21 protein-coding genes are annotated in these 19,605 nt (G+C 63.1%); 6 read left to right on the top strand and 15 right to left on the bottom strand.

Annotated features, from left to right (window positions below):
* Nucleotides 1-262: 262 nt before the first annotated feature.
* From BW994_RS00265 to ubiA, 6 genes are all read right to left on the bottom strand, one after another.
* The gene (locus BW994_RS00265; RefSeq protein ID WP_029313900.1) at nucleotides 263-1,045 is read right to left on the bottom strand and encodes a succinate dehydrogenase iron-sulfur subunit; all 783 of its coding nucleotides are present in this window, start codon (nucleotides 1,043-1,045) and stop codon (nucleotides 263-265) included.
* A gap of 16 nt (nucleotides 1,046-1,061) precedes the next feature.
* Nucleotides 1,062-2,873 (bottom strand): succinate dehydrogenase flavoprotein subunit, encoded by a 1,812-nt coding sequence (sdhA, locus tag BW994_RS00270; protein ID WP_029313898.1) that lies wholly within the window; start codon nucleotides 2,871-2,873, stop codon nucleotides 1,062-1,064.
* 19 nt (nucleotides 2,874-2,892) lie between these two features.
* On the bottom strand, nucleotides 2,893-3,261 hold the full coding sequence (gene sdhD, locus BW994_RS00275) for a succinate dehydrogenase, hydrophobic membrane anchor protein (RefSeq protein ID WP_029313897.1): 369 nt from the start codon (nucleotides 3,259-3,261) through the stop codon (nucleotides 2,893-2,895).
* A gap of 32 nt (nucleotides 3,262-3,293) precedes the next feature.
* Nucleotides 3,294-3,737, bottom strand: coding sequence for a succinate dehydrogenase, cytochrome b556 subunit (gene sdhC / locus BW994_RS00280; protein ID WP_029313895.1), 444 nt, complete (start codon nucleotides 3,735-3,737; stop codon nucleotides 3,294-3,296).
* A 153-nt stretch (nucleotides 3,738-3,890) separates the two neighbouring features.
* A complete protein-coding gene (locus BW994_RS00285; RefSeq protein ID WP_029313894.1) occupies nucleotides 3,891-4,529 on the bottom strand; it encodes a class I SAM-dependent methyltransferase in 639 nt (212 codons plus the stop codon).
* Nucleotides 4,526-5,443: a 4-hydroxybenzoate octaprenyltransferase gene (gene ubiA, locus BW994_RS00290; protein WP_029313892.1), complete on the bottom strand. Its 918-nt coding sequence runs from the start codon at nucleotides 5,441-5,443 to the stop codon at nucleotides 4,526-4,528. The genes BW994_RS00285 and ubiA overlap by 4 nt, the downstream gene beginning before the upstream one ends.
* Between ubiA and BW994_RS00295 the strand changes: the two genes are divergently transcribed.
* Together BW994_RS00295 and BW994_RS00300 are read left to right on the top strand one after the other, a co-directional pair.
* Nucleotides 5,442-6,158 carry a 16S rRNA (uracil(1498)-N(3))-methyltransferase gene (locus tag BW994_RS00295; protein ID WP_029313891.1) on the top strand — a complete coding sequence of 239 codons (717 nt, stop codon included), beginning with the start codon at nucleotides 5,442-5,444 and terminating at the stop codon, nucleotides 6,156-6,158. The genes ubiA and BW994_RS00295 overlap by 2 nt on opposite strands.
* 31 nt (nucleotides 6,159-6,189) lie before the next feature.
* On the top strand, nucleotides 6,190-7,551 hold the full coding sequence (locus BW994_RS00300) for a glutamate--cysteine ligase (protein WP_029313890.1): 1,362 nt from the start codon (nucleotides 6,190-6,192) through the stop codon (nucleotides 7,549-7,551).
* A gap of 55 nt (nucleotides 7,552-7,606) precedes the next feature.
* On the opposite strand, the gene BW994_RS00305 is transcribed toward BW994_RS00300, so the two are convergent.
* Nucleotides 7,607-8,908, bottom strand: a complete 1,302-nt coding sequence (locus tag BW994_RS00305) for an adenosylmethionine--8-amino-7-oxononanoate transaminase (RefSeq protein WP_051657631.1) — start codon at nucleotides 8,906-8,908, stop codon at nucleotides 7,607-7,609.
* A 3-nt stretch (nucleotides 8,909-8,911) separates the two neighbouring features.
* Nucleotides 8,912-9,886 carry a biotin synthase BioB gene (gene bioB, locus BW994_RS00310; RefSeq protein WP_076454284.1) on the bottom strand — a complete coding sequence of 325 codons (975 nt, stop codon included), beginning with the start codon at nucleotides 9,884-9,886 and terminating at the stop codon, nucleotides 8,912-8,914.
* Between the two features lie 250 nt (nucleotides 9,887-10,136).
* Here bioB and BW994_RS00315 point away from each other — a divergent pair, with 250 nt between their 5' ends.
* Nucleotides 10,137-11,279: an aminotransferase class I/II-fold pyridoxal phosphate-dependent enzyme gene (locus tag BW994_RS00315; protein ID WP_029313886.1), complete on the top strand. Its 1,143-nt coding sequence runs from the start codon at nucleotides 10,137-10,139 to the stop codon at nucleotides 11,277-11,279.
* Complete coding sequence (gene bioD, locus BW994_RS00320; RefSeq protein WP_029313885.1) at nucleotides 11,276-11,926, top strand: dethiobiotin synthase; 651 nt, start codon at nucleotides 11,276-11,278, stop codon at nucleotides 11,924-11,926. Before BW994_RS00315 ends, bioD begins: the two co-directional genes overlap by 4 nt.
* On the opposite strand, the gene BW994_RS00325 is transcribed toward bioD, so the two are convergent.
* The 4 genes from BW994_RS00325 to BW994_RS00340 all read right to left on the bottom strand — a co-directional run bounded on the left by BW994_RS00325 (nucleotide 11,916) and on the right by BW994_RS00340 (nucleotide 15,441).
* Complete coding sequence (locus BW994_RS00325) at nucleotides 11,916-13,103, bottom strand: alpha/beta hydrolase (protein ID WP_162176826.1); 1,188 nt, start codon at nucleotides 13,101-13,103, stop codon at nucleotides 11,916-11,918. The two genes, bioD and BW994_RS00325, sit on opposite strands and share 11 nt — an antisense overlap.
* Before the next feature lie 280 nt (nucleotides 13,104-13,383).
* Entirely contained in the window at nucleotides 13,384-14,250 is an 867-nt protein-coding gene (locus tag BW994_RS00330) for a CDP-alcohol phosphatidyltransferase family protein (RefSeq protein WP_029314248.1), read from the bottom strand.
* Nucleotides 14,247-14,927, bottom strand: a complete 681-nt coding sequence (locus BW994_RS00335; RefSeq protein WP_029314247.1) for a phosphatidylserine decarboxylase — start codon at nucleotides 14,925-14,927, stop codon at nucleotides 14,247-14,249. The genes BW994_RS00330 and BW994_RS00335 overlap by 4 nt, the downstream gene beginning before the upstream one ends.
* Before the next feature lie 256 nt (nucleotides 14,928-15,183).
* The gene (locus BW994_RS00340) at nucleotides 15,184-15,441 is read right to left on the bottom strand and encodes a class I SAM-dependent methyltransferase (protein WP_029314246.1); all 258 of its coding nucleotides are present in this window, start codon (nucleotides 15,439-15,441) and stop codon (nucleotides 15,184-15,186) included.
* Nucleotides 15,442-15,534: 93 nt separating this feature from the next.
* On the opposite strand from BW994_RS00340, the gene BW994_RS00345 reads away from it, so the two are divergent.
* A complete protein-coding gene (locus BW994_RS00345; protein WP_029314245.1) occupies nucleotides 15,535-16,167 on the top strand; it encodes a hypothetical protein in 633 nt (210 codons plus the stop codon).
* 62 nt (nucleotides 16,168-16,229) lie between these two features.
* Here the strand turns inward: BW994_RS00345 and BW994_RS00350 are convergent, their stop codons facing one another.
* The 3 genes from BW994_RS00350 to BW994_RS00360 form a co-directional block, all read right to left on the bottom strand.
* Entirely contained in the window at nucleotides 16,230-17,213 is a 984-nt protein-coding gene (locus BW994_RS00350) for a phosphoribosylaminoimidazolesuccinocarboxamide synthase (RefSeq protein ID WP_456303713.1), read from the bottom strand.
* 87 nt (nucleotides 17,214-17,300) lie between these two features.
* Nucleotides 17,301-17,852 (bottom strand): GNAT family N-acetyltransferase, encoded by a 552-nt coding sequence (locus BW994_RS00355; protein WP_035231773.1) that lies wholly within the window; start codon nucleotides 17,850-17,852, stop codon nucleotides 17,301-17,303.
* A 783-nt stretch (nucleotides 17,853-18,635) separates the two neighbouring features.
* Nucleotides 18,636-19,172, bottom strand: coding sequence for a DUF892 family protein (locus tag BW994_RS00360; protein ID WP_029314240.1), 537 nt, complete (start codon nucleotides 19,170-19,172; stop codon nucleotides 18,636-18,638).
* Between the two features lie 209 nt (nucleotides 19,173-19,381).
* Between BW994_RS00360 and BW994_RS19835 the strand changes: the two genes are divergently transcribed.
* Nucleotides 19,382-19,605 (top strand): hypothetical protein (locus tag BW994_RS19835; RefSeq protein ID WP_217696419.1); only part of this gene is annotated, 224 nt, incomplete at its 3' end.

A 19,605-nucleotide genomic window follows, 5' to 3' on the forward strand; every position in this document is an offset into this window, starting at 1 on the left:
ACCGCCCGTGCCACCCTGGCACCAACCCTTCATCCCCTCCTTCAACGTCAAAAAACTCTGGCGGAAGGGGCCATGATTTCGCACGTCCATTTCATTACGATATCAAAACGAAAAGCACAAAAAGACAAGGGGAGCACTTCTTTTTTGTGAACAAAAAAGAAGCAAAAAAAACTTTGTTAATTTGAGTCCGTGCCGGTGAAACCGCCCGTGCCCCGGAGTCAAAAAGTTTTTTGCTTCTTTTTTACAAAAAAGAAGCCTTCCCTTACCCCTGCCGCTCCACCATCAACTGCTTGATCTTCCCAATCGCCTTCGCAGGATTGAGTCCCTTCGGGCACGTCTGCGTGCAATTCATGATCGTATGGCACCGATAGAGCTTGAACGGATCTTCCAGCGCATCCAGTCGTTTACCGGTGTTCTCATCCCGCGAATCCGCAATCCACCGATAAGCCGCCATCAGCACCGCCGGCCCAAGATAGCGATCGCCATTCCACCAGTAGGACGGGCACGACGTCGTACAGCAGAAGCACAGAATGCACTCCCACAACCCATCGATATCCGCGCGTTCCTCGATGCTCTGAAGCCGCTCACCATCCGGCGGGGCAGGGGTCTCGGACTGCAACCACGGCTCGATCGAGCGATATTGCGCATAAGCCTGCGTCAGGTCGGGCACCAGATCCTTGACCACGGCCATATGCGGCAGCGGGTTGATCTTTACGTCGGCCTTCACCTCATCGATCGGCTTGAGGCACGCGAGCGTATTGGTGCCGTCGATATTCATCGCGCACGAACCGCAAATACCTTCACGGCAGGAGCGGCGGAACGTCAGCGTCGGGTCGATCTCGTTCTTGATCTTGATCAGCGCATCCAGCACCATCGGCCCGCACTGATCGAGATCGATTTCATAGGTGTCGGTATGCGGATTGCCGGCATCATCCGGGTTCCAGCGATAGACCTGAAAGTTTTTGACGCGCGTCGCCCCGGGCGCCGCCTTGTGGGTGGTACCGGCGGTGACGCGGCTGTTCTTCGGAAGGGTCAGTTCGGCCATGGTTCGGAACCTCTGATCAGTAAACGCGCTTCTTGGGCGGAAACACCGAGACATCGTTGGTCATGGTCTGCATCCGCACCGGCCGGTAATCGAGCGAAACCGCACCATCCGGCGTGCAATGCGCCAGGCTGTGCTTCATCCACTCCGCATCGTCACGCTCGGAATAATCATCATGCGCATGGGCACCACGGCTTTCGTGCCGCGCCTCCGCCGAGACCATGGTGGTGATCGCGTTGCCCATCAGATTATGCAGCTCGAGCGCTTCCATCAGGTCCGAATTCCAGATCATGCCGCGATCATTGACCGTGATGTCCTTCATGCCGTGCCAGATGGTCGACATTTTATCGACACCCTCTTTGAGCGTCTTCGAATTGCGGAACACCGCGGCGTGGTTCTGCATGGTGCGCTGCATATTGTCGCGCAGCGCCGCCACATTGGTGCCGCCCTTGGCGTGACGCGTCGCATCAAGCCGGTCGAGCGAAGCTTCACCCGCACGCGGCGGCAGATTGGCCTGCGACGCACCGGGGGTGATGATCTTCGCCGCCTGATGCGCCGCCGCTCGGCCGAACACCACCAGGTCGAGCAGCGAATTGGTGCCAAGCCGGTTGGCGCCATGCACCGAAACGCACGCAGCCTCGCCCACCGCCATCAGCCCAGGCACCACCGCATCAGGATCGCTAGCAGTCGGCCGCAGCACTTCAGCGCGGAAATTGGTCGGAATCCCACCCATATTATAATGCACGGTCGGCAGCACCGGAATCGGCGCCTTTGTCACATCGACACCGGCAAACACCCGCGCGGTCTCCGAAATCCCAGGCAGCCGCTCGTGCAACTGCTCGGGTTTCAACCCTTCGAGATGCAGCAGGATATGATCCTTGTTCGGCCCGCAGCCGCGCCCTTCCATGATCTCGATCGTCATCGAGCGCGAAACCACATCGCGCGAGGCAAGGTCCTTCGCCGTCGGCGCATAGCGCTCCATGAACCGCTCGCCCTCGGCATTGGTCAGATAGCCGCCTTCCCCGCGGGCACCCTCGGTGATCAGGCAGCCGGCCGGGAAAATACCGGTCGGGTGGAACTGCACGAACTCCATGTCCTGCATCGAAAGCCCGGCGCGCAACGCCATGCCACCGCCATCACCGGTGCAGGTGTGGGCCGAGGTGCACGACAGATAGGCGCGGCCATAACCACCGGTCGCCAGCACCACCAACTGTGCACGGAACCGGTGGATCGTGCCGTCCTCCAGGCACCAGGCCATCACGCCGCGGCATGCACCCTCGTCGTCCATGATCAGGTCGGTCGCAAAATACTCGACAAAGAATTCCACATCCTGCTTCAGGCTCTGCTGATACAGCGTGTGCAGAATCGCATGCCCCGTGCGGTCGGCGGCAGCGCAGGCGCGCGGCACCGGTGCCGCCCCGAATTCTTTCATATGCCCGCCGAACGGGCGTTGGTAGATCTTGCCATCCTCGGTGCGGCTGAACGGCACACCGAAATGCTCAAGCTCGTAAATCGCGGGAATCGCCTCGCGGCACATGTATTCGATCGCGTCCTGATCGCCCAGCCAGTCCGAGCCCTTGACGGTGTCATACATGTGCCAGCGCCAATCGTCCGGCTCCATGTTGCCCAGCGCGGCACCAATGCCGCCCTGCGCCGCCACGGTATGGCTGCGCGTTGGGAACACCTTGGTGATGCACGCGGTTTTCAGCCCGGCCTGGCCCATGCCGAGGGTGGCGCGCAGACCGGACCCGCCGGCACCGACCACCAGCACGTCATACGTATGGTCGATGATGGTGTAGGCGCCGAGCGAAGGCTTCGACATGGCATTCATGGTTCTTTACCCTGCAGGATCAGAAAATCAGTTTCAGCACCGAGACCAGCGCGAGCAGGCCGAACAACGTCACGGCTGCGCGCATCGCCAGCACGGCGGTGAGGCGTCTGGCCTCACTATGGATGTAGTCCTCGATCACGACCTGCAAACCCAGCTGCAAATGATAGAACAGGGCTGCAATCAGCGCGATGAACAGCACGCCGTTCCAGGGTTCCGCCATATAGCGCAGCATCGCCGCCTGATCCGCCCCTTCGAGCAGAAACACCGACAGCACGAAATACAGCGACAGCGGCAACAGCGCCATCGCGGTCAGCCGCTGCGCCCACCAATGCCCCAGGCCGGATTTCGCCGAACCCATGCCGCGCGCCCGCCCGAGCGGCGAGCGCATGATCTTGATCGCCTGATCGGATCGCGGCGCGCTCACAGGATCACCAGCCCGATGATCCAGAACACCACCGTCAACCCCGCACTCGCAACCAGAACCGCATAGCCAGTCCGGTGCATCGTCGGCAGGTCGAACCCATAGCCGGCATCCCACAGCAAATGCCGGACGCCGTTACAGAAATGATAGAAAAGCGCGAGCGTGAAGCCGAACAGGATCAGCATGCCGACAATCGAATCGAGCAGCGATTGTGCAAGCGCGAACGCACCCGGCGAGGTCGCGGCCGCCGCCAGCCAAAGCGACAGCAGCACCGCCCCGAGCGACAGAGCCACACCGGTAATCCGATGGAAAATCGACAAGGCCGAGGAAATCTGCGGCTTATAGACCTGCAAATGCGGCGATAACGGTCGCTGGACGAGGGTTCCGGCGGTATTGCGGCCCTGCATCAGGGCCTCACGCACATCTGGCACGACGATCACCATTCGTTGTCGATTGTTGAAAAAACATATCGAAATGCTGCACTTGCTTACTGCCCGAGGTGGTGAGGGTCAACCGCACGTCAATGTCGCAGGGCACCGTTAAGAAAGCGTTTCTTTTTGGAAAAACAGCCGTAGAAAACTTCCGACACCCGCACATCACGTGATGCGATATAAAATTGTCTCGCGCATCGTCCGGCTTTCCAGTTCCGCCGTCGTAGCAATCTCATAGCGGGCGAATGCCGCCAGACCCTCGCGCGGCACATAGGCGCGGCCCGGATCGGCGATCCAGACCTCACCACGCGCCGCACATGCGCGCAGCCAGGGCCAGATATGCCGCGTCATCGGGGCTTCGTAGCAAATATCGCCGCACATCATCACATCGGCATCCCGCACCGACCCGGTCGCATCGCCGATTTCAACGGCAATATCCGCCCCGTTCGCCCGCGCGTTCAGCGCCATCGCCGCCCCCGCCATCGGGTCGATCTCGATCGCGGTCACCGCGGCCGCCCCCGCCATCCACGCGGCAATCCCCGCCAGCCCGGACCCGGCGGCGAAATCGATCACCCGCTTGCCGTGCACCAGCTCGGGATGATCGAGGCAATGCCGCGCCAGCGCGATCGAGCCCGGCCACGCAAACGCCCAATACGGCGGCGCGATGCCGGTTTCCGCCAGAAACGTCTCGGTCGCCTGCCAGATCGGCGTAATCTCGGTCGCCAGATGCAGCCTGATTTCCGGGATCAGCTCCGGCGCCGCAAGGCAGGTCGAGCGGCGGATGAAATCCTCCGGATCGGTCATCGCCCGAGCAAAACGGCAAGCGCCACCAGCAGGCCGACATCGCGGTTCAACTTGAACAGAGCAAGGCAGCGCACCGGATCATCGATATCGAGCCGCACGATCTGCCAGGCCAGCAGCGCCGCCGGCGCCGCCAGCGCAACGATGCCGAGCGGGCGCAACCCCGCGATGATGAACGCAACCAGCAACAAACCGATCGCCCCACCATAGCAGACAATCAAAAACCGCCGCGTGTCAGCGCCGAATTTCAACGCGGTCGATTTGATCCCGGCCATCGCATCATCCTCGCGATCCTGATGCGCGTAAATCGTGTCATACCCCAGAATCCACAAAATTGTCGCGGCGTAGAGCGGCAGCACCGGCCAGTCGAGACTGCCGTGCGCCGCCGCATAGCCCATCGGCGCGCCCCACCCGAAGGTGAAGCCCAGCATCATCTGCGGCCAGAACGTCACGCGCTTGGCAGCCGGATACAGCGCCACGAGCACCAGCGACACCACACCGAGAATTTGCGCCGTCCGATCGAGCAGCAACAGAATAACCAGCCCCGCCACCAGCAGCCCCACCAGAAACCCCAGCGCCTGCGGCACCGAAAGCGCGCCGGAGGCGAGCGGCCGCCCCGCCGTCCGCGCTACCAGACGATCCAGCTTGCGGTCCCATAAATCATTCACCGTGCACCCGGCTGCGCGCATCACCGCCGCCCCGATCCCGAACAGCACAATCAGATACAGGCTGAACCACACCCCCGCGCCGGCGAGCAGAATGCTCCACAGCCCCGGCAGAAACAGCAGCCAGATGCCGATCGGCCGATCCAGCCGGGCCAGCAGCGCAAACGGCCGCAGCCTGACGGGCAACCGCGCGATCCAGCCCGTCGGGCGGATATCGGTAAATCCCTGATCTGCTGGTAAAGCGTTCGGCATGGCTTCGATCATCCGCCTTCATGTTCCGCTGAAACTGGCAACCGGTGCGGTGATTGGCACAAACCCGGCCCAGGCGCACTACCTCGGCACGGTGATGCGCCGGCGCGCCGGCGATACCCTCCGCCTCTTCAACGGCGCGGATGGCGAGTTCGATGGCGTGATCGAGCGGATCGGCCGCCACGGCGCCGATGTGGCACTCGGCGCACAAACCCGCGCCCCCGCGCCGGAGCCCGATTGCTGGCTCGCCTTCGCCCCGGTCAAGCGCGACGCGACCGATCTGATCATCGAAAAAGCCACCGAACTCGGCGTCGCCGCCATCTACCCGGTGTTCACCGCCCACAGCCAGACCGCGCGCATCAATCACGAGCGGCTCACCGCCATCGCCACCGAAGCGGCCGAGCAATGCGAGCGCCTGCACGTGCCGCCGGTGCACGAACCGCGCGACCTCGCGCAATTCCTCGCCGATTTCCCGCCCGATCGCCGCCTGTTCGTCGCCGCCGAACGCAGCACCGCCCCACCTCTGGTCGCGATCCCGCATTTGCAACCCCACGCCCTGCTGGTCGGCCCCGAAGGCGGGTTTGCACCGGCGGAACTTGACGGCATGGTCCGGCATGGGTTTGTTACGCTGGTTTCGCTCGGGCCGCGCATTCTGCGCGCCGAGACCGCCGCCATTGCCGGACTTGCGCGCCTGCTCGCCGCACCGGATCAGGGTTGAGATCGTGCAGAGTTGAGATCAGGAGACGTGCTTGTCTAACCCCGGAGAGGCCGACGCGACGGCAATTACCCAAACCAGCCAGCTTGCCGCCTGGTTCGCGGCCGGCTGCAAACCCGCATCCGAATTTCGGATCGGCACCGAACACGAAAGTTTCGGCTTCACCCTGAACGGCCAGCACCCGCCCCGCTACGAGGGCGGCATCCGCGAATTGCTCGACATGATCGGCGCCGATGAAGGCCTGACACCCATCCTCGATCGCGGCAATCCGATCGGCCTGACCGGACAGAATTTCTCGATCTCGCTGGAACCGGGTGGCCAGTTCGAGCTGTCCGGCGGCATCGTCGCCTCGCTGCACGAAACCAAGGCCGAGATCGATGCGCATATCGCGCGCATCCACCGCGTCGCACCGAAACTCGGCCTCGGCTTCGCACCGCTCGGCTTTCACCCGACCGGCACCCGCGCCGATTTCGACTGGATGCCGAAAGGCCGCTACGCCATCATGCGCGCCTACATGCCCCGCGTCGGCACCCGCGGGTTCGACATGATGCTGCGCACCTGCACGGTGCAGGCCAATCTCGATTTCGCCTCCGAAGCCGACATGGTCCGCAAAATGCGGGTCGGCTACGCCCTCCAACCGCTCGCCACTGCCCTGTTCGCCAACGGCCCGTTCCGCGAAGGCAAGCCCGATGGCATGCTGTCGAACCGCGCCTACACCTGGCTCGATACCGACAACGCACGCTCCGGCATTCCCCGCGCGGTGTTCGAGGACGGCTTCGGCTTCGAGCGCTATGCCGACTATCTGCTCGATGTGCCGATGTATTTCGTCTACCGCGACGGGCGCTATATCGACGTCTCCGGCCGCTCCTTCCGCGATTTCATGGCGGGCCGGCTCGCCGGATTCGAAGGCCAGACCCCCACGATCGGCGATTTCGCCGATCACGCGACCACCGCATTCCCCGATGTCCGGCTCAAGCGCTTCATCGAAACCCGCGGTGCGGACACCGGCAACCCCGCCATGCTGCTGGCCCAGCCGGCCTTCTGGGCCGGCCTGTTCTACGACGATGCCGCCCTCGAAGCCGCCTGCGAACTGATCCGCGACATCGACTACGACACGCTCATCACGCTGCGCAACGAGGTGCCGCGCGCCGGCCTCGACATCAAACTCGGCAAAGGCACGCTGCGCGATCTCGGGCGCGATGCCGTCGCCATCGCCGCCGAAGGCCTGCGGGCGCGCGCGCAATTCAACGCGGCCGGCGAGGACGAACGCATCTACCTCGCCCCCCTGCAAGCCATCACCGAAGGCGAACCCACCCAGGCGGAATACTGGCTGGGCCGCTACCTCGGTGCCTGGCACGGCGATGTCAGCCGCATTTTCGCCGAGGCGGCGTTGTGATCGGGGGCGGTGAGAAAGCAAGGGTTCTTTTTTGAAAAAAAGAACCAAAAAACTTTTATGAATTTGGGGCTGTGCCGGTTTTAATGGCGGTGGTTGAATTCACGACGTTCACCACCGCCTGACACAGATCACTTAACCGACCCGGCTCGATCGTCAGCGCCGGCGTCAGATAAATAATGTCCCGGAACGGCCGCACCCAGACACCCTGCCGGATGAACGCGGCGCGCAAGGCCGCCGGATCATCGATCCGCTCAAGCTGCACCACGCCGATCGCGCCCATCACCCGCACATCGACCACCCCGGGCAGCGCCCGGCACGGCGCGAGCCCGGTGCGCAGCGCCGCCTCGATCGCGGCGGCCTGCGCCAGCCTCGGTTCGGTCTCGAACAGGTCGAGCGAGGCATTGGCGGCGGCACAACCGAGCGGATTGGCCATGAAAGTGGGGCCGTGCATCAGCGCATGGCCAGGATTGTCCGATAAAAACGCATCGAATAGCGCATCGGCCACGATCGTCGCCGCCAGCGGCGAGGTCCCGCCGGTCAGCGCCTTCGACAGCGTGATGATATCGGGCACCACCCCCGCCTGCTGCCAGGCGAACATCGTCCCGGTCCGCCCGAACCCGGTGAAAATCTCATCGAATATCAAGGTCAGCCCGTAATGATCGGCGGTCGCCCGCAAATGGCGCAGCGTCGCGGCATCGTTGAACACCATGCCGCCGGCCCCCTGCACCAGCGGCTCGACGATGATCCCGGCCAGAATCCCCGCGTGCGCCTCGACAATCAGGTCGAACGCCGCGCGCGACGCCGCATCTCGCGGCAGCGGCGCGATCACCTGCTCGGCCAGCATCCCGGCAAACAGCGCGTGCATCCCTTCCTCGGGATCGCAGATCGCCATGGTCGCAAACGTATCGCCATGATAGCCGCCATGAAACGCAACGAATTTGGTGCGGTTGCGCGCGCCACGATTGAGCCGCGCCTGCACCGCGATCTTCATCGCAACCTCGACCGCGACCGAACCGGAATCGGTGAAAAACACCCGGTTCAACCCGTCCGGCAGCAACCCCGCCAGCCGCGCGGCAAGCCGATAGGCCGGCTCATGCGCCAGCCCGCCGAACATCACATGCGGCATCGCCTCAAGCTGGGCCGCCACCGCCGCGCGGATGTGCGGATGGTTATAGCCGTGGCAGGCGGTCCACCAGGACGCGATGCCATCGATCAGGATGCGCCCATCCGCAAGCTGGATCTCGCTGCCGCTGGTCCGCACCACCGGCATCGGCAGCGGTGCCGTCCGCATCTGGGCATACGGCAGCCAGACGTGGTTCCACCCGGTGGTCAGCCAGTCGGGATCGGTGACATCCATGCTTCAGGCTTGCCGGTTCATGCCCAGTTTCGCAAACAACGCGTTATCCCGCGCCACCGCCGGGTTGCTGGTGGTCAGCAGCGTGTCGCCATAAAAAATCGAATTCGCACCCGCCAGAAAGCACAGCGCCTGCGCCTCGTCGGAAAGCTGCTCCCGCCCGGCCGAGAGCCGCACGTAGGATTTCGGCATCGCGATCCGCGCGGCCGCGATGGTGCGCACGAACTCGATCGGATCGATCGGCGCCGTCTCGCCCAAAGCGGTCCCCTTCACCGCAACCAGCGCATTGATCGGCACCGATTCCGGATACGGGTCCAGATCCGCCAGCGCCGCCAGCAGCCCGGCGCGATCATTCAGGTCCTCGCCCATGCCGATGATCCCGCCGCAACACACATTGATCCCGGCATCCCGCACCGCGGCCAGCGTATCCAGCCGGTCCTGATAGACCCGCGTGGTGATGATGCGGCCGTAAAACTCGGGCGAGGTATCCAGATTATGGTTGTAATAATCGAGCCCGGCGGTTTTCAGCCGCTCCGCCTGATCCGGCCGCAGCATCCCCAGCGTGACGCAGGTTTCCATCCCCAGCGCCTTCACCCCGGCCACCATTGCGGCGACCCGGTCCAGATCATGATCCTTCGGCGACCGCCAGGCCGCCCCCATGCAGAACCGCTGCGCACCGGCATCGCGCGCGCGCTTCGCCGCTTCGAGCACCGGCTCCAGCTCCATCAGCTTCGAGGCTGGCACCCCAGCATCGAAACCGGCCGACTGCGGGCAATAGCCGCAATCCTCCGGGCAGCCGCCGGTCTTGATCGAGAGCAGCGTGGAAATCTGCACCTCGGTCGGGTCGAAATGCTGCCGATGCACGCTCTGCGCCTGAAACATCAGTTCAGGCAGCGGCAAGGCGAGCAACGCCGCGATCCGCGCGCGCGTGGCGGATGGCGTGGCCGGTTGGGTGGTTGATGGTTCGAGCGTCAGGGACATCGATCTCTCCGAATTGCCGCTATGGCCGGAATTGGTGATAAACCGGGGCGGGGATGACGGGAAGGGTTTTAAGCGTGAGTCAGGGAAGGGTAGGGGAGGGCTTCTTTTTTGAAAAAAAGAAGCAAAAAACTTTTAAAATCGGGGGCACGGGCGTTTTCCCGCGCAACGCCCCTACGACCAGAAGTTTTTTTGCTTCTTTTTTTACAAAAAAAGAAGTGCTTGCTGTGCCTTCCCTTCGAGTCCAAAACCCATGACCACCACCCTGGACCAGTTCGCCACCACCAAACTCGCATCGCTCGACGCCGCATCCCTCCGCCGGCGCATCAACCCGATCACCCGCTGCCCCAACGCCATCGCCCTGCGTGACGGGCAGCGCCTGATCTCGTTTTCCTGCAACGACTATCTCAACCTGTCCCAGCACCCCGCTGTCATCGCCGCCTCGGTCGCCGCCACGCAGCGCTACGGCGTCGGCGCCGGCGCCTCGCGCCTGGTTACCGGCGATCACCCGCTCTACCGCACGCTCGAACGCCGCCTGGCCGACCTCAAAACCACGGCGGATGCCGTCGTGTTCGGCTCGGGCTACCTCGCCAACATCGGCATCATCCCGGCCCTGGTCGGCGCGGGCGATGCCGTGTTCATCGACGAACTGGCCCACGCCTGCATCTGGGCCGGCGCCAAACTCTCCGGCGCCGCCGTGCTGCCGTTCCCCCATAACGATGTCGCCCATCTGACCCATCTGCTCGCCGCGCACCCATGGCGCCACGCCATCATCGCAACCGACGGCGTCTTCTCGATGGATGGCGACCGCGCCCCGATCGCGGCGCTCGCCACAATCGCGTCCACCCACGGCGCCTGGCTGATGACCGATGACGCCCACGGCATCGGCGTGCTCAACGCCGGCCGCGGCACGGCGCACGGCACCGCAGTTCCCCTCCAGATGGGCACGCTCTCGAAAGCGGTCGGCGGCTACGGCGGCTATCTCTGCGCCTCCGCTGCGGTCTGCGACCTGATCCGCAACCGCGCGCGCAGCTTCATCTACACCACCGGCCTGCCGCCCGGCGTGGTCGCGGCGGCGATCGCATCGCTCGACCTGATCGCGACCGACCCCGATCTCTGCGCCCGCCCGCTCCGCCACGCCCGCCACTTCACCGATGCTCTCGGCCTGCCCGCCGCCCAAAGCCCGATCGTGCCGCTCATCCTCGGTGCGGCCGAAACCGCCCTCGCCGCCCAGGCCAGCCTCGCCGCCGCAGGGTTCCTCGTCACCGCGATCAGGCCGCCCACCGTGCCGGACGGCACCGCCCGCCTCCGCTTCGCCTTCACCGCCGGCCACCACGAAGCCGATATCGAACGTCTGGCCAACCACGTCCGCACCTCCATCATGATCGCAGCATGACCCAGTTATTTATCACCGGCACCGGCACCGACATCGGCAAAACCCACATCGCCGCCGCCATGCTGCGCCATTGGCGCGGCCAGGGCATCAAGGCCTGGGCGCTCAAACCGGTCGCCAGCGGCTACCAACCGGCCCGCTCCGCCGCCAGCGATGCCGGCACGCTGCTCGCCGCCATGGGGCAAATGACCAGCGATGCCGTGGTCGCGAAAATCAGCCCCTGGCGCTTCCCCGATCCGCTCTCGCCCGACATGGCCGCCGCCCGTGCGGGCAAAACCATCCCGTTCGACGCCCTGCTCGCTTTCTGCCGCACGGAAATGTCGCAATCCGCCGCCCCCCTCCTGATCGAAGGCGTCGGCGGCGCCATGGTCCCGCTCGATGACCGTCACACCGTGCGCGACTGGATGGCGGAACTCGGCCTGCCCGCCATCATCGTCGCCGGCGGCTACCTCGGCGCCATCAGCCACACCCTCTGCACCATCGAAGCGCTCCGCGCCCGCAACATCCCGATCGCCATGGTCGTCCTCAACCCGATCGGCGATCTACCCGTCCCGCCCGCCGAAACCATGGCCGCCCTGATCCGCCACGGCGCCGGCCCGGTCACCATCTTCGACACGCAAGACTGGCGCGACTGGCTCGTCAGTCTTTAACCACCACCGAACGCGGGCACGTATCCGGCGCCGCCGCCCCGGCAAACCGCCCCGCGAACCACGCCGCCACCAGCTTCGCGGACCGATACCCCGCGAACACATGGCCAACCCCCTTCAGCTTCAGATAATCCACCCGGTCCCCCATCGCACACGCGCGCCGATCGAACGCATCGGTATACCGCGGATACACCGTGTCATCCGCCGTCCCCTGCGTCAGCAACACCGGCGCCCCTTCCGGCGCATAACCCGGTGAATTCTCATGAAACAAGCGCGGCCATGGCCGCGTCACCATCGGATCATGCGCCAGAAACACCCGCTTCAGCGCCGCCCCCGCACGCTGCGCCAGCACATACTGCCCGACCGAATTGATGCACCGATCCGCCGCCCGCCGCACCAGCGCCACCGCCGCCGGCGCCACCACGCTCGTCATCGGCACATGATACCAGCGCGACCACGTGGCATACACATACGCCACCAGCACCCGCCCGCTGTTCGAACTCGGCTTGCGCAACTCCGCCCCCAAATCCGTTGGCGGTGCCGCCGCCGCAACCCCGACCAAATGAAGCTCCGGCGCATACGCCGCCGCATCCTGCCCGGCAAACAACGCCGCCTGCGCCCCCTGCGAATGCCCCCACACGCCATAATTCCGGCTCGCATCCGCCCCCGGCAACGCCCGCGCCGCCCGCACACTGTCGATCAGATCCGCCGCCTCCGCATCCCCGATCAAATACGGATGCACACCAGCCACCCCCAACCCCTCATAATCCGTCGCCGTCACAATATCGCCCGCGCGTAAAAAACGCCGCAACCCCGGAATGCTCGCCCCCTCATCAAGACTGTCGAACACCCTGTTGCCCAACGAAGGCGCACACCCCGCCGCAACCCCCGTCGTCGGATGCGCCCAGGCAATCACATCCCGCCCGCCCGGCGGCGCCGGCCCGCGTGGCACATAAATCACCCCCGAAACCGGCACGATCGCCCCACCCACCCCCGTCGAAGCATAAACCACCAACGTCGCCGTCGCCCCCACAGGCGCCGCCCCAAACGGCCGCGCCCGCAAAACCTGCCCCGGCCGCGCCCCCGAAACATCAACCCGACGATAAAACCCACCCGGCCGCGGCATCGCACAAGCCGATAACCCCACCACCACCGCAACCAACCCCAAAAACCGCAGCAACCCAACCTCCATACCGAATGATCCCTGCGCTGGAATGTGGCGCTTGAAGTAAGGAAGACGAGGGGCTTTGCCCCCTCGACCCCCACTAAGGGCGAGGCCCTTAGAACCCGCTAGTTTTAGGCAAGGGGAGGGCGCTGTCTCGCAGGTTCCGTCGATCTGGCCTCGACAGCCCTCCCCTTGCCTAAAACTAATGGATTTTAAAGGCTCCGCCTTTAACGGGGTCCAGGGGCAGAGCCCCTGGCCTTCCTCACTTCACCCGCCACACCCCCAGCCCTGGGGATCACTCGGTCTCGGGTTGCAGTCGGGCTTCGGCTTCGGCTTGGAGGTGTTTGAAGCTACGTCGGCTGAACGGCAGCATCGCCAGATACGCAGCGGCCAGCAGCGCGAGCGCGAGCCACGGGTCGGCGAGCATGATGGCGGCGAACACCACGACCCCCAGCAGCAGCCACAGCACGAAGCTGGGCGGCACCTTGAAGTTTTTGAAGCTCCAGACGGGCAGGGTGGAGACGCACAGCAGTGCGGTGCCCACCAGCACGATCGCACTCAGCGCCGGCGCGCGCGCCACATCCGCCAGCCAGGCGATATTATGTTCGGCCGCCTCAAGCCCAAGATAAATCGGCAACAGACTAAGCGCCGCACCCGCTGGCGCAGGCACGCCGGTGAAAAAATTCTGCGCGAACCGAAACGCGGGCAGGTGCCCGTCATCCGCATGCGGCAACTCATCGAGTGCGGCATTGAACCGCGCCAGCCGCAGCGCCATGCTCGCGGTGAACATCAGCGACGGCAGATACCCAAACGCCCCCCATTGATCGAGCGACCACAGGAACAGCACGAGCGAAGGCGCCACCCCGAAACACAGAAAATCCGAAAGACTGTCGAACTCCGCCCCAAACCGCGAGGTCGCCTTCAACAGCCGCGCCAACCGCCCATCGAGCCCGTCGATCGCGCCCGCCACCGCAATCGCGATCACCGCCGCCCCGAACCGCCCATCGAGCGCAAACCGGATCGCGGTAAACCCCACGCACAGCCCCACCAGCGTCAGCAAATTCGGCAACATGCGGTTGAAGCTCAGCCCGCGCAGCCGCGGCCGGCGCGGCGGGCGGCGGCGCGGCAGCACGAAGCGGCGGGGCTTGAGCGCCTCGCTCATAACACCAGCGTCGTGCCCAGCGCCGCAATCACGGTCTCGCCGCCCACCATGCGCTGACCCACCGCAACCAGCGGCACGCTGCCCGGCGGCAAATACAAATCGGTCCGGCTGCCGAACCGGATAATCCCGAACCGCGCCCCCGTCGCCACCCGGTCGCCCTCATGAATATCGCACAAAATCCGCCGCGCGATCAGCCCGGCAATCTGCACCACCGCAATCTCCGCGCCGCTATCAAGCCGGATGGCAATGGCATTGCGCTCATTGAGCTCCGATTCCTTCGCCGCCGCATTGGCGAACGTGCCATGCCGATACGCAATCCGCGTCACCATGCCCGCCATCGGCACCCGATTGACATGAACATCCAGCACCGAAAGAAAAATCGCCACCCGCGGCATCGCAACCGGCGGCAAACCAAGCTCCGCCGGCGGCACCGCCTGATCCACGATCACCACCCGCCCATCCGCCGGCGCCACCACCGCATCCGGCCGCGCCGGCATAACCCGCGCCGGATCACGAAAGAAAAACAGGCAGAACAACGCAAACGCCAGCCCGATCCACGCGAGCCACCCCGCCACCATCAAACCAACCACAAAAATCACGACGCCGCCGATAATGAACGGCAACCCCGCCCGATGCGGCGGAACCCAGGCAGACCGCAAACTGTCGAGAATATCCATGACCCGGTTATGGCGAGCGACTTGCCGTCGCGCAAGGATCGGCGGGTCGGGGCGCGAGGTTAAGCAAGCACTTCTTTTTTGGAAAAAAGAAGCAAAAAACTTTTTGACTCTGGGGCATGGGCTGTTTCACGATCACTCGCCCTGCCTCCGCGCGAGCCATACCGTGCGCCCGCCGCCGTTTTCCCAATCCTCGACCGCGTGAGCAATCACCTCAAACCCAATCTCACCGACCATCCATTCATGCGCCGGCAGACGCTCACAACGAAATCAGCGTCGGCGAAGCATCCACCCTGGTCACCAGCAATCCGCTCTCGGCCAGATATCGCCCAACCGGCATCCTCGACCCGCACCCCAAATCCAGCACGCGCGCCCCACCCCCCGGCAACGCCGCCACAAACCGCTCATGCCACGGCCGATCGATCCACGGATGATCATCCGATCGATTGCGATCAGCATCCCAATCACGCGCATGGCGCTCATAAAGATCGATCACCCGATCGGCGAATTCATTCATCTCCGCACGTTAACAAAACACCGAATAGCATGCCATATCCACGCAGAAATCAACAATCATGGAAAACCGCAGCATTTGCCGATACTGTCTCGTATGGACTCGTCAAGCGAAACATTGCGTCACGTCTATTGGATCGGCGGCGGCAGCGGCAGCGGCAAATCGACGGTCGCGCGCCGCCTCGCCGCACACTACGGCCTGCACCTCTACGCCTCGGATGAAACCATGCGTGACCATGCTCACCGCACCCCATCCGCCGACCGTCCGTTCAGTTGCGCCTTCGAAGCCATGAGCATGGACGAGCGATGGCTCAACCGCTCGCCGAACGTCATGCTCGAAACCTTCCATTTTTTTCGGGGTGAGTGCTTCGGCCGGATCGTCGAGGATCTCATGGCCCTCCCACCCGATCGCCGCGTGGTGGTCGAAGGCTTCCGGTTGCTACCCGCGCTCGTGAAACCCCTGCTCTACAGCAGCAACCAAAGCGTCTGGCTGCTCCCCACGCCGGAATTCCGCCACGCCGCATTCAAAAGTCGCGGCACGCTGTGGCACATCGCCGGCAAAACCAGCAACCCGGAGCGCGCGCTGCAAAACCTGCTGCTACGCGACGCGCTGTTCACGGATCACCTCAGGCAGCAGACCCAAACGGCAAGCCTCCCAACCATCGAGGTTGATCGCTCAACGACCGAAGACACCCTGGTGCATCAGATCGCGACCCAGTTCGGCCTCTAAATCGCGACAGTCACGAATATCTGTCCGCCATCATCCCAAATCACCGCGCTCCAGCCACCTCATCACCCATGGAACCCCCCAAGCGCCGCGATCACCCGCTCATGCACCGGCGGCGCCGGCGGCGGCGGCTCGAACACGCGCCCGGTAATCCGCTCATACGCCTCCACATAGGTCAGCGCGGTCTTCCAGATCAGCGCCGGCGGGATCTCCGGAATATCATCCGCATACGGATCACATTGCGCCGCCACCCAGGCGCGGATCACGTCCTTATCGAAGCTGTCCGGCGCCTTGCCGGCGGCCACGCGCTCCCGATAGGTATCCGCCCGCCAGTACCGGCTGGAATCAGGGGTGTGGATCTCATCGGCAAGGCAGATGCTCCCGCCGGCATCGATGCCGAATTCATATTTCGTATCGGCAAGGATCAACCCGCGCGCCGCGGCCAGCGCCTGCCCCCGGGCGAACAGCGCGAGCGCGGTTTCGCTGATCTTCCGCCATTGCGCTTCGCTCAGCAGCCCGCGCGTAAGGATCTCGTCGGCGGTCAGCGGCGCATCATGCGCGCCGTCGTCCGCCTTGCTGGTGGGGGTAATGATCGGCCGCTCCAGCACCTGATAATCGGCCAGGCCGTCTTGCAGCACCTGGCCATACATCTGCCGCCGCCCCGCCCGATACATCGTCAGGATCGAGGTGCTGGTGGTGCCCGCCAGATAGCCGCGCACCACAATCTCAACCGGCAGAATCGCAAGTCGCCGGCCCACCACAATGTTCGGGTCGGGATAATCCAGCACATGGTTCGGGCAGAGATCGGCCGTCTGCTCAAACGCCCAGCGGGCAACACCGTTCAACACCTGCCCCTTGAACGGAATGCAGCACAGCACGCGATCGAACGCCGACAATCGGTCCGACGTCACCAGAATGCGCCGCCCATCCGGCAGATCATAATTATCGCGCACCTTGCCGCGGTACAGGCCCGGCAGGCGCGGCTCGATCGCCTCACGCAGCACCTGGTGCGCGCTGGCAGACAATAGGGTTTCGTCGATCATCGACATGCTGGTCTCCCGATGTGGCATCGCTATGATGCACCGCCACGCGCATCGACCCAACCCCCGCCGGCGCGCACCAGACTCGTTTATACGTTACGAATACAAACCATTGTGAAGCCACTCGGCTTGCAGGAGCGCATAAAGGAACTCGTCCTGCCAGCCGGCGGCATCCTGCCGACTCTGCCGGAAAATCCCTTCGCGACGCATGCCAATGCGCTCCATGAGTCGCCACGAGGCTATGTTACGCTGTTCACAGGCGGCGGTCAGCCGATGTAACTTCAGCTCTCGAAAGACAGAGCTGACAAACGCCCCAACGGCTTCTGTCGCGATACCCATCCGATGGTAGTCCGGATGCACAATCCAGCCGATATCGCCGTGGCTCGTCTTGGGAGACAGGAAAACGCCAACTTCACCGATCATCCTGCATTGCTGTCGATGCTCGATCGCCCGCATGAACCATCCACCTGCACCGGTCGGATCGAAATCAGCCTGTTTCGCAAGCAACTCACGCGCGTCCTCCGTGCCCATCGGCTCGATCGCCCCGCCTTCGACGATGCTCGGATGATTGCGATACTCCAGAAACGCGGCGAGGTCAGTGGGTCGCGGCGCGCGAATGATCAAGCGTCCAGTAATAGCGTTCTTCATTCACGCGTTTTAGCTTCAAACTCCCGCTGAGCCAATGACGATGACGCACGCACCCGTCTCCGTGGCCGCACAAGCGTGTCCAGAAAACGGTTCCGTTCCCGATGGCAGTCGACTCGATAATACCAGCTCGCTGATCCGATGACCGGTTCGGTGGTTTTGCGGCAGGAAGAGCCTTCTTTTTTGTGAACAAAAAAGAAGCAAAAAAAACTTTGATCGTCTGGGCCATTGCCGGTGAAAACGCCCGCACCCCAAATTGAAAAAAGTTTTTTGTTTCTTTTTTTTAAAAAAGAAGGGCTTCCTTACCTTGCCGAACTAACCAATCAACCGTCATTGGATACGCAAGTTGGTATAAGATGAAAAGTAGCGTGATCAGCCCGCCAGTTTTTTTTGTTGCTATATTACAACAATATTAAATTTGTCATGATGGATGAACGTGATCCAACCGCAAATCGTTGCTGGTTCCTTCAGGCCATCCGCTGTCCGCGCTCTTGCCGTATGACGATGGCAGCCAGAGTAAGGTGGGTATCACCTGATATAAACCAATTTAACGGCACCATGGCGAGATCAGGGTGGGTATCCCTCGATACCCACCGATCCAATGGCACCGCATTCCGTACCGGACTGCAAAACTGTTGGATAATTCAAGCAAGTTGTGATCGATCAATCATCAGTGAAACCAATGGCAAGCGGCGATTGACGAGGCCATGGTCCAGCCGGCGCTCGGACGCCGGACGGTGCAAATCATCAAGCGCATAGTCGCCTGGCTCGGTCTGTTACGGCTGATCAATGACTGGCGACAATCCCGGCATCGGTCCGGTTGAGGAAAATAAGCGTGGTCTGCGCAATATGCTGGTCGATCCATTCTGCCATCGCTTCTTCTTCCGCAAGGCAGGCCTCAGCGGCCGCTTTGCCATGGGGGTCACCCAGCGCGTCGGCCATCGTGATCAATGTTTTGTAGGCGGCGATCTCGAAATGCTCGAATGCAAAGTTGGCGAGTGTGTTTTTAAGCACTTCGTCCGTTGCCGGTGCATGAATTGCCGCTGCAATGTTGCCACCCAGACCCAGGATCGCATCTTTGATCGTCGATGTGCCGGATTTTGCCCCCTCCGAATGCGACCGCAGAACGTCTTCCAACCGGGCGCGCTGCGCCTCCGATTCCGCGATATGTTGGCGCATGCGGGCTTCCATGTCCGGATAATGCTCGAGTCGCTCTACCTGTCGGCTCAGTAACTCGATGGCTTGAGTCTCCATCGCATGGGCATTTTGCAGTCCATCGACATAAACCAAAAGGGATTCATCACGATTCGCAAGATAAGACATTTTGGTCTCCTATATCTAAACTGTGGATTGCTCGAAATTGATCTACCCAAGTCAATCCAAGCGGATGTGTCGTTTTTTGGGGATGACGCTGGATGATCGCAAGATGGTCGTACCGATCTGTGCGATGTTTAATCGTCGCAAGTTCGGTAATGACTTCAGCGGCGCAAAGGCAGCACGCGGCACCGCTGTAAGCCCGAAATGAATGTGCTGTGCCGATCATCCTGCCTGGACCAACCAACCCCACCCAAAACAACCAAAAGTTTTTTGCTTCTTTTTTACAAAAAAGAAGCGCTCGCTTTCCCTTCCCTGACTTTTTCTCTTTCTCACCCCCCACCCCACATGGTTTATGTGCGGTCATGATCTCGAACGCGCCTTTCATGCCCTCCGACCCGTCCGAGCGCTTCGCGATGATCTTCCGCGCCCTGCAACGCTC

The sequence above is a fragment of the Acidiphilium rubrum genome (genome assembly GCF_900156265.1).
Lineage (GTDB): Bacteria > Pseudomonadota > Alphaproteobacteria > Acetobacterales > Acetobacteraceae > Acidiphilium > Acidiphilium rubrum.